We start from the raw sequence: 13,399 nt of genomic DNA, 5'->3' as shown, positions 1-13,399 counted from the left end.
AAAGTGAAGAAAGGAGTGACCTAGATGATTACGAAAACTAGCAAAAATGCTGCTCGTCTTAAAAGACACGCTCGTGTTCGCGCTAAACTTTCTGGTACTGCTGAAAGACCGCGTCTTAACGTTTTCCGTTCAAACAAGCACATTTACGCTCAAATCATCGATGATGTAAATGGTGTAACACTTGCTAGTGCATCTACTCTCGATAAAGACTTGAACGTTGAAAGCACTGGAGATACTTCAGCTGCTGCTAAAGTTGGAGAATTAGTTGCAAAACGCGCTGCTGAAAAAGGCGTTTCTGACGTAGTATTTGACCGTGGCGGATACTTATACCATGGACGTGTAAAAGCTTTGGCTGATGCCGCTCGTGAAGCTGGACTTAAATTTTAATAAAAGAAGGAGGGACACATGATTATGCGTCGTATTGACCCAAGCAAATTAGAGTTAGAAGAACGCTTAGTTACGGTTAACCGCGTAGCGAAAGTTGTTAAAGGTGGTCGTCGTTTCCGCTTCGCAGCTCTAGTCGTTGTCGGTGACAAAAACGGACACGTAGGATTCGGTACTGGTAAAGCGCAAGAAGTACCAGAAGCGATCCGCAAAGCTGTTGAAGATGCGAAAAAGAATTTAATTGAAGTACCAATGGTTGGAACTACAATTCCACATGAAATCATCGGACGTTTCGGTGCAGGTAACATCTTGTTAAAACCTGCTTCTGAAGGTACTGGAGTTATTGCTGGAGGCCCTGTACGTGCGGTACTTGAGCTTGCTGGTGTAGCTGACATCCTTTCTAAGTCTTTAGGTTCTAACACACCGATCAACATGATTCGTGCAACACTTCAAGGCTTAAGTGAACTTAAGCGTGCTGAAGAGGTTGCGAAGCTTCGTGGAAAATCTGTAGAAGAACTGTTAGGATAAGGAGGGAATATTAATGGCTAAATTAGAAATTACCCTCAAACGAAGTGTAATCGGTCGCCCGGAAGATCAACGCGTTACTGTGAGAACACTTGGTTTAAAGAAAACAAACCAAACTGTTGTTCATGAAGACAACGCTGCGATCCGTGGCATGATTAATAAAGTATCTCATTTAGTTTCTGTTAAAGAACAATAAAAATAATTGATCGGATAAGGAGGTGTCCTAATGAAACTTCATGAATTAAAACCTTCAGAAGGTTCACGCAAAACGCGTAATCGCGTAGGTCGTGGTATTGGTTCTGGCAATGGTAAAACAGCTGGTAAAGGTCACAAAGGTCAAAACGCTCGTTCTGGCGGCGGTGTACGCCCAGGGTTCGAGGGGGGACAAATGCCTTTATTCCAACGTCTTCCTAAACGCGGTTTTACTAACATTAACCGTAAGGAATACGCTGTAGTCAACCTAGACAAATTGAACGGTTTTGCAGAAGGAACGGAAGTCACTCCTGAACTTCTTCTTGAGACTGGTGTTATAAGCAAACTTAATGCAGGAGTAAAGATTCTTGGCAACGGTAAATTAGAGAAAAAATTAACTGTAAAAGCCAATAAATTCTCTGCTTCTGCGAAAGAAGCTGTTGAAGCTGCTGGCGGTACAGCTGAGGTGATCTAACTTGTTTAAAACAATCTCCAACTTTATGCGTGTGAGTGATATCCGGAATAAAATCATATTCACTTTACTCATGCTTATCGTCTTTCGCATAGGTGCGTTTATTCCTGTGCCGTATGTTAACGCTGATGTGTTACAGGCACAGTCTCAAATGGGAGTATTTGATCTTCTTAATACATTTGGCGGCGGTGCGCTTTACCAATTCTCTATTTTCGCAATGGGGATTACTCCTTATATCACAGCTTCAATCATCATCCAGCTGCTTCAGATGGATGTTGTGCCGAAGTTTACTGAGTGGTCTAAGCAGGGTGAAGTCGGCCGCCGTAAATTGGCTCAGTTCACAAGATACTTTACGATTGTCCTTGGATTTATCCAAGCGTTGGGTATGTCATACGGATTTAACAATTTGGCTAACGGATTGCTGATTGAAAAATCCGGCGTATCCACATATCTGATCATCGCTTTAGTACTCACTGGCGGAACTGCCTTTTTAATGTGGCTTGGAGAACAAATCACATCTCATGGAGTAGGCAACGGAATATCGATCATTATCTTCGCGGGGATTGTGTCTAGTATTCCGAAAACGGTTGGACAAATATATGAGACTCAATTTGTCGGCAGCAACGATCAGCTGTTTATTCATATTGTGAAAGTCGCTCTTCTTGTGATTGCGATTTTAGCAGTTATTGTTGGAGTTATTTTCATTCAGCAAGCTGTACGGAAAATTGCGATTCAATATGCTAAAGGCACAGGTCGTTCACCTGCTGGCGGAGGTCAGTCTACTCACCTTCCATTGAAAGTGAATCCTGCCGGTGTTATTCCAGTAATCTTTGCGGTTGCGTTTTTAATAACACCGCGTACGATCGCGTCATTCTTTGGAACAAACGATGTGACAAAGTGGATTCAAGCCAACTTTGACAATACACATCCGGTGGGGATGACTATATATGTTGCGTTAATTATTGCCTTTACGTACTTTTATGCATTTGTCCAGGTTAATCCTGAACAAATGGCTGATAACCTTAAAAAACAGGGTGGCTATATCCCGGGGGTTCGTCCAGGGAAAATGACTCAAGATAGAATTACGAGCATTTTGTATCGACTTACGTTTGTGGGTGCTTTATTCTTAGCCGTGATTTCCATTCTTCCTATCTTTTTCATTCAATTCGCTGGATTGCCTCAAAGTGCACAAATTGGCGGAACATCTTTGTTAATTGTTGTCGGGGTAGCCTTGGAGACAATGAAACAACTAGAAAGCCAGTTGGTGAAACGAAACTACCGTGGATTTATGAAAAACTAGAGGAAATGGATTTATCCATTCCCTCTTAATTAAGAGAGGACGGGGGAAATCCGAATGAACTTAGTCTTAATGGGGCTTCCTGGTGCCGGTAAAGGTACACAGGGCGAACGAATTGTTGAGGATTATGGAATACCTCACATCTCAACAGGAGATATGTTCCGTGCTGCTATGAAAGAGGAAACATCACTCGGACTCGAAGCAAAATCTTATATTGATAAGGGAGAGCTCGTACCTGATGAAGTCACAATTGGAATTGTCAAAGAAAGACTTGGCAAAGATGATTGTGAAAGAGGTTTTCTTCTGGACGGATTTCCGCGAACAGTCGCTCAAGCCGAAGCTCTTGAAGAAATTCTTGAAGAATACGGCAAGCCGATTGATTATGTCATTAACATTAAAGTTGATAAAGATTCTTTAATGGAACGTCTGACTGGACGCAGAATTTGCAGTGTTTGCGGCACAACCTATCATTTAGTCTTTAATCCGCCGAAAACGCCGGGTGTTTGTGATAAAGACGGAGGCGAACTCTATCAACGGGCAGATGATAATGAGGAAACAGTCTCTAAACGGCTTGAGGTAAACATGAAGCAGACTCAGCCTTTACTCGATTTCTATTCTGAGAAAGGTTATCTTGTAAACGTGAATGGCCAGCAGGACATTCAAGATGTTTATGCAGATGTGAAGGATCTTCTTGGAGGATTAAAAAAATGATTATCTGTAAAACCCCACGTGAACTTGGTATCATGCGGGAAGCAGGGCGAATCGTGGCTTTGACTCACGAAGAGTTAAAAAAGCACATTAAACCAGGAATCTCGACAAAAGAATTGGATCAAATTGCCGAACGTTTTATTAAGAAGCAGGGTGCAATCCCATCTTTTAAGGGGTATAATGGGTTTCGCGGGAGCATTTGCGTATCAGTGAATGAAGAGCTCGTTCACGGCATTCCTGGCAGCAGGGTGCTGCGTGACGGTGACATCATCAGTATTGATATCGGTGCTAAATTAAATGGTTATCATGGTGACTCTGCATGGACATATCCGGTAGGAAACATCAGTGATGATGATAAAAAACTTCTGGAAGTGACAGAGGAATCTTTATATAAAGGCTTGCAGGAAGCAAAACCAGGTGAACGTTTGTCGAATATTTCCCACGCAATACAAACGTATGTCGAAAATGAGCAGTTTTCAGTTGTTAGGGAGTATGTTGGACATGGTGTTGGTCAAGACTTGCATGAGGACCCGCAAATTCCTCATTACGGTCCGCCCAACAAAGGACCACGGCTCAAACCTGGCATGGTTCTCGCTATTGAACCTATGGTGAACGCTGGCAGCCGCTATGTGAAAACTTTGGCTGATAACTGGACGGTTGTAACGGTAGATGGGAAAAAGTGTGCTCATTTTGAACATACAATTGCGATTACGGAAACGGGTTTTGATATACTGACAAAAGTCTAGATGATGACATCATTCCGAAGGCAGATGTTTTTTCCGGCTTGATAGGGCAGAAAGTTCGGTTTAACATTGGCAGGAGCGAATTCATCTTGCCGTTGTCGGTGGAATTGTAATCATCATGTACTAATAGCAGACGGAGAAAAGCGTACATTTCATTCTCCTAAGAAATAGAATATCAATCATTTAACCCTTTATGATTGCGTATCTCCGGAAGTTCAGAACAGTATAAACGAAACAGGGCGTGTGACAAACGGAAAACTGAGATTTTCTCTTTTGAAATTTGTCAGAAAGCAAGTTACTGATTTGAAGAAGGGAGAACACTTGAATGGCGAAAGACGATGTAATTGAAGTGGAAGGTACGATAGTCGAAACATTGCCAAACGCGATGTTCAAAGTTGAACTCGAAAATGGACACACTGTTTTGGCTCACGTATCTGGTAAAATCCGCATGCACTTCATTCGCATTTTACCTGGAGACAAAGTTACGGTAGAATTATCTCCATATGACTTAACTCGTGGCAGGATTACGTACCGTTACAAATAAAGCACTCCGGAAACTGAAGGAGGTTGGAAACACATGAAAGTGAGACCATCAGTTAAACCAATCTGCGAAAAATGTAAAGTTATTCGCAGAAAAGGAAAAGTAATGGTGATCTGTGAAAATCCAAAGCATAAACAAAAACAAGGATAATTTATAAGGAGGTGCCCAGAGAATGGCTCGTATTGCTGGTGTAGATATCCCACGTGACAAACGTGTTGTTATTTCTTTAACATATGTCTTCGGAATTGGCCGCACAACGGCTCAGCAAGTCTTGAAAGAGGCTGGTGTTTCAGAAGATACTCGTGTGCGTGATCTTACTGAAGAAGAACTTGGTAAAATCCGTGATGTTATTGACAAACTGAAAGTAGAAGGTGACCTTCGCCGTGAAGTTTCTCTTAACATTAAGCGTCTGATCGAAATCGGAAGCTACCGCGGAATCCGTCATCGCAGAGGTTTGCCTGTTCGCGGACAAAACTCTAAAAACAATGCGCGTACTCGTAAAGGTCCGCGTCGTACTGTAGCTAACAAGAAAAAATAAGTAAGGGAGGTACCTAAACAATGGCTGCTGCTCGTAAATCTAACACGCGTAAACGTCGCGTGAAAAAGAATATTGAGTCTGGAATTGCTCATATTCGTTCAACTTTCAATAACACGATCGTTACGATCACTGACACTCATGGTAATGCTCTTTCTTGGTCTAGTGCCGGAGCTCTAGGATTCAGAGGTTCTCGTAAATCTACTCCTTTTGCTGCACAAATGGCTGCAGAAACAGCTGCTAAAGGTTCAATCGAACATGGACTTAAAACTCTTGAGGTTACTGTAAAAGGCCCTGGTTCAGGTCGTGAAGCTGCTATCCGTGCGCTTCAAGCTGCTGGATTAGAAGTCACTGCTATCAGAGACGTAACTCCTGTTCCTCATAACGGATGCCGTCCACCAAAACGTCGCCGCGTGTAATTTGTTTGTATAGATTTTGTGTCCCTGTCAATAATGGGTTATGATACAGTTATTTATGAAACGAATGCACCGACTCGTTGCCTGAGCACATACGGGACTAAACAATGGGGAATTTCGGATGGAATCTCATATGATTCTATTCGAGGTTTCGACGTTTTGAAGGAGGGTTTTAAGTAATGATCGAGATTGAAAAACCAAAAATCGAAACGGTTGAAATCAGCGACGATGCCAAATTTGGTAAGTTTGTCGTAGAGCCACTTGAGCGTGGATATGGTACAACTCTGGGTAACTCCTTACGTCGTATCCTCTTATCCTCACTCCCTGGTGCCGCTGTAACATCAATCCAGATAGATGGTGTACTGCACGAATTCTCGACAATTGAAGGCGTTGTGGAAGATGTTACAACGATTATCTTAAACATTAAAAAGCTTGCATTGAAAATCTACTCTGATGAAGAGAAGACGCTAGAAATTGATGTACAGGGTGATGGAACTGTAACAGCAGCTGATATTACACACGATAGTGATGTAGAGATCTTAAATCCTGATCTTCATATCGCGACTCTTGGTGAGAATGCGAGTTTCCGAGTTCGCCTTACTGCTCAAAGAGGACGTGGGTATACGCCTGCTGACGCAAACAAAAGAGACGATCAGCCTATCGGCGTGATTCCGATCGATTCAATCTATACGCCAGTTTCTCGTGTATCTTATCAAGTAGAGAACACTCGTGTAGGCCAGGTTGCAAACTATGACAAACTTACACTTGATGTTTGGACTGATGGAAGCACTGGACCTAAAGAAGCGATTGCGCTTGGTTCAAAGATTTTAACTGAACACCTTAATATATTCGTTGGTTTAACTGACGAAGCTCAGCATGCTGAAATCATGGTTGAAAAAGAAGAAGATCAAAAAGAGAAAGTTCTTGAAATGACGATTGAAGAATTGGATCTTTCTGTTCGTTCTTACAACTGCTTAAAGCGTGCGGGTATCAACACGGTTCAAGAGCTTGCGAACAAGACGGAAGAAGATATGATGAAAGTTCGTAATCTAGGACGTAAATCACTTGAAGAAGTGAAAGCGAAACTAGAAGAACTTGGACTCGGACTTCGCAAAGACGATTGACTAGTTTCCCTTGTGAACTAGGATTTTCGTGTGTTTATAATTCAGAAAAAGCATTCCAATAAAGGAGGGGACATCACATGTCATACAGAAAACTAGGACGTACGAGTGCACAGCGTAAGGCTATGCTTCGTGATCTTACAACTGATTTGATCATCAACGAAAGAATCGAAACAACTGAAACACGTGCGAAAGAACTTCGCTCTGTAGTTGAAAAAATGATCACGCTTGGCAAACGCGGTGATCTTCACGCTCGCCGTCAAGCTGCTGCATACATCCGCAACGAGGTTGCTAACGAAGAAAATAACCAAGATGCACTTCAAAAATTATTCTCTGACATTGCAACTCGTTACGAGGAGCGCCAAGGTGGATACACACGTATTATGAAGCTTGGTCCTCGCCGTGGTGACGGAGCACCAATGGCAATTATCGAATTGGTTTAATCACATATTTTTGTGTATCTAAAGAAGGGCGGGACAGTTTCTAACTGGATCTATGCCCTTTTTTTAGATACTGTAACTTTTTCAATAGAGAGACAAGCAGAGTATGAGCTGAGAGGAGGCCGGTTGTCCGTGAATCAAAATCAGTTGATATCGGTAGAGGATATCGTTTTTCGATATCGGAAAGACGCAGAAAGACGAGCACTAGATGGCGTCTCCCTGCAGGTGTATGAGGGTGAATGGCTTGCAATTGTAGGTCATAACGGTTCAGGGAAATCAACACTGGCCCGGGCATTGAATGGTTTAATCCTTCCTGAATCAGGCGACATAAAGGTTGCTGGAATTCAACTGACAGAGGAGTCAGTGTGGGAAGTGCGTAAGAAGATTGGAATGGTCTTTCAAAATCCGGATAACCAATTTGTCGGAACGACAGTTCGCGATGATGTGGCTTTTGGTTTAGAAAACAATGGTGTACCGCGGGAAGAAATGATTGAGAGAGTAGATTGGGCTGTCAAACAGGTCAACATGCAGGATTTTCTTGATCAAGAGCCGCACCATCTCTCCGGAGGCCAAAAGCAGAGAGTTGCGATAGCAGGGATTATTGCCGCACGTCCTGATATTATTATCTTAGATGAAGCAACGTCCATGCTTGACCCGATTGGGCGAGAAGAAGTGCTTGAAACGGTAAGACATTTAAAAGAGCAAGGCATGGCAACTGTCATCTCGATTACACATGATCTGAATGAGGCAGCAAAAGCTGACAGAATCATTGTCATGAATGGCGGTAAGAAATATGCCGAGGGTATACCTGAAGAAATTTTTAAATTGAATAAGGAACTTGTTCGAATCGGGCTTGATTTACCCTTCTCATTCCAGCTCAGCCAGCTCTTAAGAGAAAATGGACTGCCTTTGGAAGAAAATCATTTGACTCAGGAAGGGCTGGTGAACGAGCTATGGACATTACAATCAAAGATGTAGAGCATCGCTATCAGATAAAGACGCCGTTTGAGCGCCTTGCCCTGTATGATATCAATGCATCGATTAAGGAAGGCAGCTATGTGGCCGTAATAGGGCATACAGGCTCCGGTAAATCCACTCTTCTTCAGCACCTGAATGGTCTCCTGAAGCCTACAAAGGGGCATATTTCATTAGGCAGTACCGTTATACAAGCAGGAAAAAAGAATAAAGAGCTTAAATCCCTCCGAAAAAAAGTCGGAATCGTTTTCCAATTCCCCGAACATCAATTATTCGAAGAAACAGTTCTCAAAGATATTTCATTTGGACCGATGAACTTTGGTGTGAAAAAGGAAGACGCTGAACAAAAAGCGAGAGAGATGCTGAAGCTTGTAGGTTTATCTGAAGAGCTTCTGGACAGATCACCTTTTGAATTAAGCGGAGGACAAATGCGCAGGGTTGCAATTGCCGGGGTGCTTGCGATGGATCCTGAAGTGCTTGTTCTCGATGAGCCGACAGCAGGGCTGGATCCAAGAGGGCGAAAAGAGATCATGGACATGTTTTATGAGCTCCACCAACGGGGAAACCTGACGACAATTCTTGTCACCCACAGCATGGAAGATGCGGCTGCCTATGCTGATGAAATGATCGTGATGCATAAAGGAACTATCCAGGCATCAGGCAGTCCGCGAGACTTGTTCTTAAAAGAGGAAGAAATGGCCGGCTGGGGGCTGGATCTTCCGGAAACGATTAAATTCCAAAGACAGCTGGAAGCCGCACTTGGTGTCAAATTTAAAGAACCTCTGCTCACAATAGAAGATGCCGCTGCTGAAATCCGTGCTCTTTTTCAGGGGGGAAAACCCTTATGATGGACAGCATGATTATCGGCAAGTATGTGCCGGGTTCTTCACTTGTGCACCGGCTTGACCCAAGAACAAAATTGATTACGATCTTTTTGTTTGTCTGTATCGTTTTCCTGGCCAATAATGTGCAGACATATGCGGTGCTTGGTTTATTTACAGCAGGCGTTGTTTCCTTAACAAGAGTTCCTTTTTCCTTTTTGATGAAAGGGCTAAAGCCGATCATTTGGATTGTTCTTTTTACGTTCCTGCTTCATATTATCATGACACATGAAGGACCGGTCATTTTTGAACTTGGCTTTTTCAAGATCTATGAGGGCGGTTTGGTACAAGGGATTTTCATTTCCCTTAGGTTCGTCTACCTGATTTTAATGACAACTCTATTAACGCTGACAACAACACCTATTGAGATTACCGATGGGATGGAACAGCTGCTCAACCCATTTAAAAAATTGAAGCTTCCTGTTCATGAGCTGGCACTTATGATGTCGATTTCTTTACGGTTTATCCCAACCTTGATGGAGGAGACAGATAAGATTATGAAGGCTCAGATGGCGAGAGGCGTTGATTTTACAAGCGGACCGCTTAAAGACAGAGTGAAGGCAATTGTGCCGCTGCTAGTCCCACTCTTTGTCAGTGCGTTTAAGCGTGCTGAAGAGCTAGCGGTTGCAATGGAAGCACGAGGCTATCAAGGCGGAGAGGGACGCACTAAATATAGAAAGCTTGTATGGACGGCCAAGGATACTTCTGTCATCGTCAGCTTGTTCATATTGGCTGCTCTGTTATTTTTCTTAAGGGCTTAGAGGTGCTTTATGAGACTGAAATGCACAATTTCTTATGACGGACATTTGTTTAAAGGATATCAAGTACAGCCGGGTAAAAGAACGGTTCAGGATGAACTGGAGAAGGCGCTGGCTGTCCTGCATAAGTCAAAAGACAGGATCCCGGTCGTTTCCTCTGGAAGGACGGACAGCGGGGTTCATGCAGCCGGACAGGTGATTCATTTTGATACACCACTTTCTATTCCGGTTGAGAGATGGCCATATGCTTTAAATGCACTGCTTCCGGACGATATTGCAGTCAAAACGGCAGAAATTGCGGATGATGGGTTCCATGCACGATTTAGCGCAGTTAAAAAGGAATATCGCTACTTTGTATACACGGAGAAACACCCGGACGTATTTAAACGGCATTACGCTTACCATTTTTCATATCGCCTCAATGTGCAGAACATGAGAGAAGCGGCAAAGCATCTTTTAGGAACACATGATTTTACAAGCTTTTGTGCGGCTAAAACGGAAGTGCAGGACAAAGTGAGAACGATTTACGAACTCGAGTGGACTGAGACTGATGACGGCCTGCAAATGCGGATCACAGGCAGTGGCTTCCTATATAATATGGTCAGAATTATTGCGGGTACTTTGCTGGATGCAGGTATTGGAAAAATTTCTCCCGATGATGTGAAATCCATGCTGGCAGCGAAGGATCGCGAAGCGGCAGGGCGCACAGCACCGGGACACGGACTGTACTTATGGAACGTTTACTATGACAACTAAACCAGGTGTATAATATTTTCTTGACAGAGTCTGCATAAAGTTATAAGATATCATATGGTATGTATTTCAACCCCACGATAAGCCCCGGAACTTATTGTGTTGTGAAATAGAACGTAATCGAAGTTTATTGAAAATGACAGATCATTTAGGAGGGAAATTCAATGCGTACAACACCTATGGCTAACGCAAGTACTATTGAACGCAAGTGGTTAGTTGTTGATGCTGCTGGCAAGACTTTAGGCCGTCTTTCTTCAGAAGTTGCAGCTATCCTTCGCGGAAAACACAAACCAACTTACACACCACACGTTGATACTGGAGATCATGTGATCATCATCAACGCTGAAAAAATCGAGTTAACTGGTAAAAAGTTAACTGACAAAATCTACTACCGTCACACTCAACATCCAGGCGGATTAAAATCAAGAACTGCTCTTGAAATGCGTACAAACTACCCTGAGAAAATGCTTGAGCTGGCTATCAAAGGCATGCTTCCAAAAGGTTCTCTAGGTCGTCAAATGTTCAAAAAATTGAACGTATACCGTGGTTCTGAGCATCCACATGAAGCACAAAAACCTGAAGTTTACGAACTTCGCGGTTAATTAAAAAGGAGGTTACCAATTTGGCACAGGTTCAATATTACGGTACTGGCCGTCGTAAAAGTTCTGTAGCGCGTGTGCGCTTAGTTCCAGGAGAAGGTCGTATCGTCGTTAATAATCGTGAAATCAGCGAGCACATCCCATCTCCAGCTCTAATCGAAGATATCAAACAACCATTAACTTTGACTGAAACAGCTGGCACTTATGATGTTTTAGTAAACGTACATGGAGGCGGCTTATCTGGTCAAGCTGGAGCAATCCGTCATGGTATCGCTCGTGCTTTGCTTGAAGCAGATCCAGAATACCGTGCAACACTTAAGCGTGCAGGTCTTCTGACTCGTGACGCTCGTATGAAAGAACGTAAAAAATACGGTCTTAAAGGCGCTCGTCGTGCACCTCAGTTCTCAAAACGTTAATTTTACGTTTCAAAGCTCTCAACCATGGGTTGGGGGCTTTTTTTATTTTCTTTTAAGAATTAAAGCAGAAGCGATTAAACAGGCATCCGTTTTTAGTTTTATAAAACGACCGTCTTTCATTGCTGGTCTTTCTCACAAGCTTTTAACAGCTAGCAGTACAAAATGTGTCACCATTCAATTCAATGCTTCAATGATCTTCATGAGCCACTGGATACGAACAGATGAATTCAAGCGCTATGACTAGTGTATCAGAATCTTGATAAATAGAGGCGCCTCTGCGTGCTGCATTCAAACGTCCTTTGCAGATGGCATACGCATTTATCGCTAAAATGCTTTGTTATCACAAATTGAAGGATTTTCAACTCGTTTTTGGAAACACGAAACCGCTCAAATACCGACTCGCATCGCAGAAAGAAACGTCTAGTGCTGAAGTGAGTCTTACATGCCATAAGGCAATGAAAAGCGTAATGCCGGCATCAAGTGCTTTACCAATAATTTGATTTGAAAAAGTGATATTATAATCACTAGCAATCAAATCACATAGCTCCTTTGTCAATTTATTGCGGTTTTATGAATTTTTTTCTGAATATGAAAAGGGAAAGCGGTATCAATCTAGAAATATTTGTTATACTCTAAACATTAAAGTAAGGAGAACGATTCATGAATGCGTTAGTAGATCATAATAGCAAAGCCTGGGATCAAAAAGTAGAGACAGGCAATGAATGGACTGTTGCTGTAGAGCGGCATGTCATTGAACAAGCGAAAAAAGGGAATTGGGATATAAGGTTAACCCCTATGAAAAATGTGCCAAAGGATTGGTTTCCTCCTGTAAAAGGCTTGAAGGTGCTTTGTTTGGCTTCAGGAGGCGGACAGCAGGCCCCGGTTTTAGCGGCAGCCGGAGCGGATGTCACCGTCTTAGATAACTCAGAACAGCAGCTGGAGCAGGACAGAATGGTTGCTGATCGCGACGGCTTGACCATACGCACCGTTAAAGGAAGTATGGATGATCTCAGTCAATTTGAAGATGAATCATTTGATTTCATCGTACATCCAGTTTCCAATGTTTTTGTTGAAGATATCCTGCCGGTTTGGAAAGAAGCGAACCGCGTGCTGAAAAGAAATGGCGTTTTAATTTCAGGATTTGTTAATCCAGTTGTTTTTCTGTTTGACATTGAATTAGAAGAGCAGGGCGTTTTAAAAGTAAAGCACTCTATTCCATACGCCGACTCAGAAGATCTTCCAAAACATAAGGTGAAAAAGCTGATTGAAAATAATGAAGCTCTGGAATTCGGGCATTCCTTAGAGGACCAAATTAAGGGACAGCTCGACGCCGGTTTTATTGTCACTGGTTTTTATGAAGATAAAGGCGGTTTTGTATTGGATCAATACATTAATACATATTCTGCAACAAGAAGCATTAAAGTATGAAGGCAGCGACCTATTAGAGGGAGCTGCCTTTTATTATTGTGCTGCTTCTACTTTCGTGAACAAACATACGTTCCTAAACCCGCAGAAAGCTGCTTTTTTTATACTCTTTTTAATATGTTCAAGTTATCGACACCTTCATTTGGGCGAATTTCCAACCGAATTCGGGCATGGTTTCACCTCCCAAACCTCAAAATAACCGGTAAAAGGAGAGTGAA

General features: G+C 42.7%; 20 protein-coding genes and 1 pseudogene. All 21 read left to right on the top strand.

Features of this window, described 5'->3' with window-relative positions:
- Nucleotides 1-24 precede the first annotated feature (24 nt).
- The 21 genes and pseudogenes from rplR (at nt 25) to M1D69_RS20375 (ending at nt 13,184) form a co-directional block, all read left to right on the top strand.
- The gene (gene rplR / locus M1D69_RS20475; protein ID WP_044153410.1) at nt 25-387 is read left to right on the top strand and encodes a 50S ribosomal protein L18; all 363 of its coding nucleotides are present in this window, start codon (nt 25-27) and stop codon (nt 385-387) included.
- Between the two features lie 24 nt (nt 388-411).
- Nucleotides 412-912 (top strand): 30S ribosomal protein S5, encoded by a 501-nt coding sequence (gene rpsE / locus M1D69_RS20470; protein WP_003156493.1) that lies wholly within the window; start codon nt 412-414, stop codon nt 910-912.
- Between the two features lie 13 nt (nt 913-925).
- Nucleotides 926-1,105: a 50S ribosomal protein L30 gene (rpmD, locus tag M1D69_RS20465; RefSeq protein WP_003156497.1), complete on the top strand. Its 180-nt coding sequence runs from the start codon at nt 926-928 to the stop codon at nt 1,103-1,105.
- Between the two features lie 30 nt (nt 1,106-1,135).
- Nucleotides 1,136-1,576: a 50S ribosomal protein L15 gene (gene rplO / locus M1D69_RS20460; protein WP_003225819.1), complete on the top strand. Its 441-nt coding sequence runs from the start codon at nt 1,136-1,138 to the stop codon at nt 1,574-1,576.
- A 1-nt stretch (nt 1,577) separates the two neighbouring features.
- On the top strand, nt 1,578-2,873 hold the full coding sequence (gene secY / locus M1D69_RS20455) for a preprotein translocase subunit SecY (protein ID WP_044153408.1): 1,296 nt from the start codon (nt 1,578-1,580) through the stop codon (nt 2,871-2,873).
- Between the two features lie 54 nt (nt 2,874-2,927).
- The gene (locus M1D69_RS20450; protein ID WP_010332780.1) at nt 2,928-3,581 is read left to right on the top strand and encodes an adenylate kinase; all 654 of its coding nucleotides are present in this window, start codon (nt 2,928-2,930) and stop codon (nt 3,579-3,581) included.
- Entirely contained in the window at nt 3,578-4,324 is a 747-nt protein-coding gene (map, locus tag M1D69_RS20445; protein ID WP_044153406.1) for a type I methionyl aminopeptidase, read from the top strand. Before M1D69_RS20450 ends, map begins: the two co-directional genes overlap by 4 nt.
- Nucleotides 4,325-4,432: 108 nt before the next feature.
- Nucleotides 4,433-4,669, top strand: a pseudogene (locus M1D69_RS20440) (KOW domain-containing RNA-binding protein); the annotation flags it as partial.
- Nucleotides 4,647-4,865, top strand: a complete 219-nt coding sequence (gene infA, locus M1D69_RS20435) for a translation initiation factor IF-1 (protein WP_003156508.1) — start codon at nt 4,647-4,649, stop codon at nt 4,863-4,865. The pseudogene M1D69_RS20440 and the gene infA, both read left to right, overlap by 23 nt.
- Before the next feature lie 33 nt (nt 4,866-4,898).
- Nucleotides 4,899-5,012 carry a 50S ribosomal protein L36 gene (gene rpmJ, locus M1D69_RS20430; protein ID WP_003156543.1) on the top strand — a complete coding sequence of 38 codons (114 nt, stop codon included), beginning with the start codon at nt 4,899-4,901 and terminating at the stop codon, nt 5,010-5,012.
- A 22-nt stretch (nt 5,013-5,034) separates the two neighbouring features.
- Nucleotides 5,035-5,400 carry a 30S ribosomal protein S13 gene (gene rpsM, locus M1D69_RS20425; RefSeq protein WP_003156545.1) on the top strand — a complete coding sequence of 122 codons (366 nt, stop codon included), beginning with the start codon at nt 5,035-5,037 and terminating at the stop codon, nt 5,398-5,400.
- 20 nt (nt 5,401-5,420) lie between these two features.
- Nucleotides 5,421-5,816, top strand: coding sequence for a 30S ribosomal protein S11 (gene rpsK, locus M1D69_RS20420; RefSeq protein ID WP_010332782.1), 396 nt, complete (start codon nt 5,421-5,423; stop codon nt 5,814-5,816).
- A gap of 176 nt (nt 5,817-5,992) precedes the next feature.
- A complete protein-coding gene (locus M1D69_RS20415) occupies nt 5,993-6,937 on the top strand; it encodes a DNA-directed RNA polymerase subunit alpha (protein ID WP_010332783.1) in 945 nt (314 codons plus the stop codon).
- Nucleotides 6,938-7,014: 77 nt separating this feature from the next.
- On the top strand, nt 7,015-7,377 hold the full coding sequence (rplQ, locus tag M1D69_RS20410; protein WP_003225836.1) for a 50S ribosomal protein L17: 363 nt from the start codon (nt 7,015-7,017) through the stop codon (nt 7,375-7,377).
- A 129-nt stretch (nt 7,378-7,506) separates the two neighbouring features.
- The gene (locus tag M1D69_RS20405; RefSeq protein WP_044153404.1) at nt 7,507-8,352 is read left to right on the top strand and encodes an energy-coupling factor ABC transporter ATP-binding protein; all 846 of its coding nucleotides are present in this window, start codon (nt 7,507-7,509) and stop codon (nt 8,350-8,352) included.
- Nucleotides 8,328-9,197, top strand: a complete 870-nt coding sequence (locus M1D69_RS20400) for an energy-coupling factor ABC transporter ATP-binding protein (RefSeq protein ID WP_458105035.1) — start codon at nt 8,328-8,330, stop codon at nt 9,195-9,197. The genes M1D69_RS20405 and M1D69_RS20400 overlap by 25 nt, the downstream gene beginning before the upstream one ends.
- Nucleotides 9,194-9,991: an energy-coupling factor transporter transmembrane component T family protein gene (locus tag M1D69_RS20395; protein WP_044153402.1), complete on the top strand. Its 798-nt coding sequence runs from the start codon at nt 9,194-9,196 to the stop codon at nt 9,989-9,991. Before M1D69_RS20400 ends, M1D69_RS20395 begins: the two co-directional genes overlap by 4 nt.
- Nucleotides 9,992-10,000: 9 nt before the next feature.
- Nucleotides 10,001-10,744 carry a tRNA pseudouridine(38-40) synthase TruA gene (truA, locus tag M1D69_RS20390; protein WP_458105036.1) on the top strand — a complete coding sequence of 248 codons (744 nt, stop codon included), beginning with the start codon at nt 10,001-10,003 and terminating at the stop codon, nt 10,742-10,744.
- 161 nt (nt 10,745-10,905) lie between these two features.
- Complete coding sequence (gene rplM, locus M1D69_RS20385; protein WP_003241966.1) at nt 10,906-11,343, top strand: 50S ribosomal protein L13; 438 nt, start codon at nt 10,906-10,908, stop codon at nt 11,341-11,343.
- A 20-nt stretch (nt 11,344-11,363) separates the two neighbouring features.
- Nucleotides 11,364-11,756 carry a 30S ribosomal protein S9 gene (rpsI, locus tag M1D69_RS20380; RefSeq protein WP_003225846.1) on the top strand — a complete coding sequence of 131 codons (393 nt, stop codon included), beginning with the start codon at nt 11,364-11,366 and terminating at the stop codon, nt 11,754-11,756.
- Between the two features lie 660 nt (nt 11,757-12,416).
- Nucleotides 12,417-13,184, top strand: coding sequence for a class I SAM-dependent methyltransferase (locus M1D69_RS20375; RefSeq protein WP_044153397.1), 768 nt, complete (start codon nt 12,417-12,419; stop codon nt 13,182-13,184).
- The last annotated feature ends 215 nt before the right edge of the window (nt 13,185-13,399 follow it).

This window comes from Bacillus sp. PK3-037 (genome assembly GCF_054161355.1).
The sequence above is the reverse complement of the archived record's forward strand: the minus strand, read 5'-3'. Positions and strand labels throughout refer to the sequence as shown.

Bases quoted from the DNA above. Each gene is read 5' to 3' on its own strand.
- rplR (WP_044153410.1), top strand. From the start codon at position 25: ATGATTACGAAAACTAGCAAAAATGCTGCTCGTCTTAAAAGACACGCT.
- rpsE (WP_003156493.1), top strand. From the start codon at position 412: ATGCGTCGTATTGACCCAAGCAAATTAGAGTTAGAAGAACGCTTAGTT.
- rpmD (WP_003156497.1), top strand. From the start codon at position 926: ATGGCTAAATTAGAAATTACCCTCAAACGAAGTGTAATCGGTCGCCCG.
- rplO (WP_003225819.1), top strand. From the start codon at position 1,136: ATGAAACTTCATGAATTAAAACCTTCAGAAGGTTCACGCAAAACGCGT.
- M1D69_RS20450 (WP_010332780.1), top strand. From the start codon at position 2,928: ATGAACTTAGTCTTAATGGGGCTTCCTGGTGCCGGTAAAGGTACACAG.
- map (WP_044153406.1), top strand. From the start codon at position 3,578: ATGATTATCTGTAAAACCCCACGTGAACTTGGTATCATGCGGGAAGCA.
- infA (WP_003156508.1), top strand. From the start codon at position 4,647: ATGGCGAAAGACGATGTAATTGAAGTGGAAGGTACGATAGTCGAAACA.
- rpmJ (WP_003156543.1), top strand. From the start codon at position 4,899: ATGAAAGTGAGACCATCAGTTAAACCAATCTGCGAAAAATGTAAAGTT.
- rpsM (WP_003156545.1), top strand. From the start codon at position 5,035: ATGGCTCGTATTGCTGGTGTAGATATCCCACGTGACAAACGTGTTGTT.
- rpsK (WP_010332782.1), top strand. From the start codon at position 5,421: ATGGCTGCTGCTCGTAAATCTAACACGCGTAAACGTCGCGTGAAAAAG.
- M1D69_RS20415 (WP_010332783.1), top strand. From the start codon at position 5,993: ATGATCGAGATTGAAAAACCAAAAATCGAAACGGTTGAAATCAGCGAC.
- rplQ (WP_003225836.1), top strand. From the start codon at position 7,015: ATGTCATACAGAAAACTAGGACGTACGAGTGCACAGCGTAAGGCTATG.
- M1D69_RS20400 (WP_458105035.1), top strand. From the start codon at position 8,328: ATGGACATTACAATCAAAGATGTAGAGCATCGCTATCAGATAAAGACG.
- M1D69_RS20395 (WP_044153402.1), top strand. From the start codon at position 9,194: ATGATGGACAGCATGATTATCGGCAAGTATGTGCCGGGTTCTTCACTT.
- truA (WP_458105036.1), top strand. From the start codon at position 10,001: ATGAGACTGAAATGCACAATTTCTTATGACGGACATTTGTTTAAAGGA.
- rplM (WP_003241966.1), top strand. From the start codon at position 10,906: ATGCGTACAACACCTATGGCTAACGCAAGTACTATTGAACGCAAGTGG.
- M1D69_RS20375 (WP_044153397.1), top strand. From the start codon at position 12,417: ATGAATGCGTTAGTAGATCATAATAGCAAAGCCTGGGATCAAAAAGTA.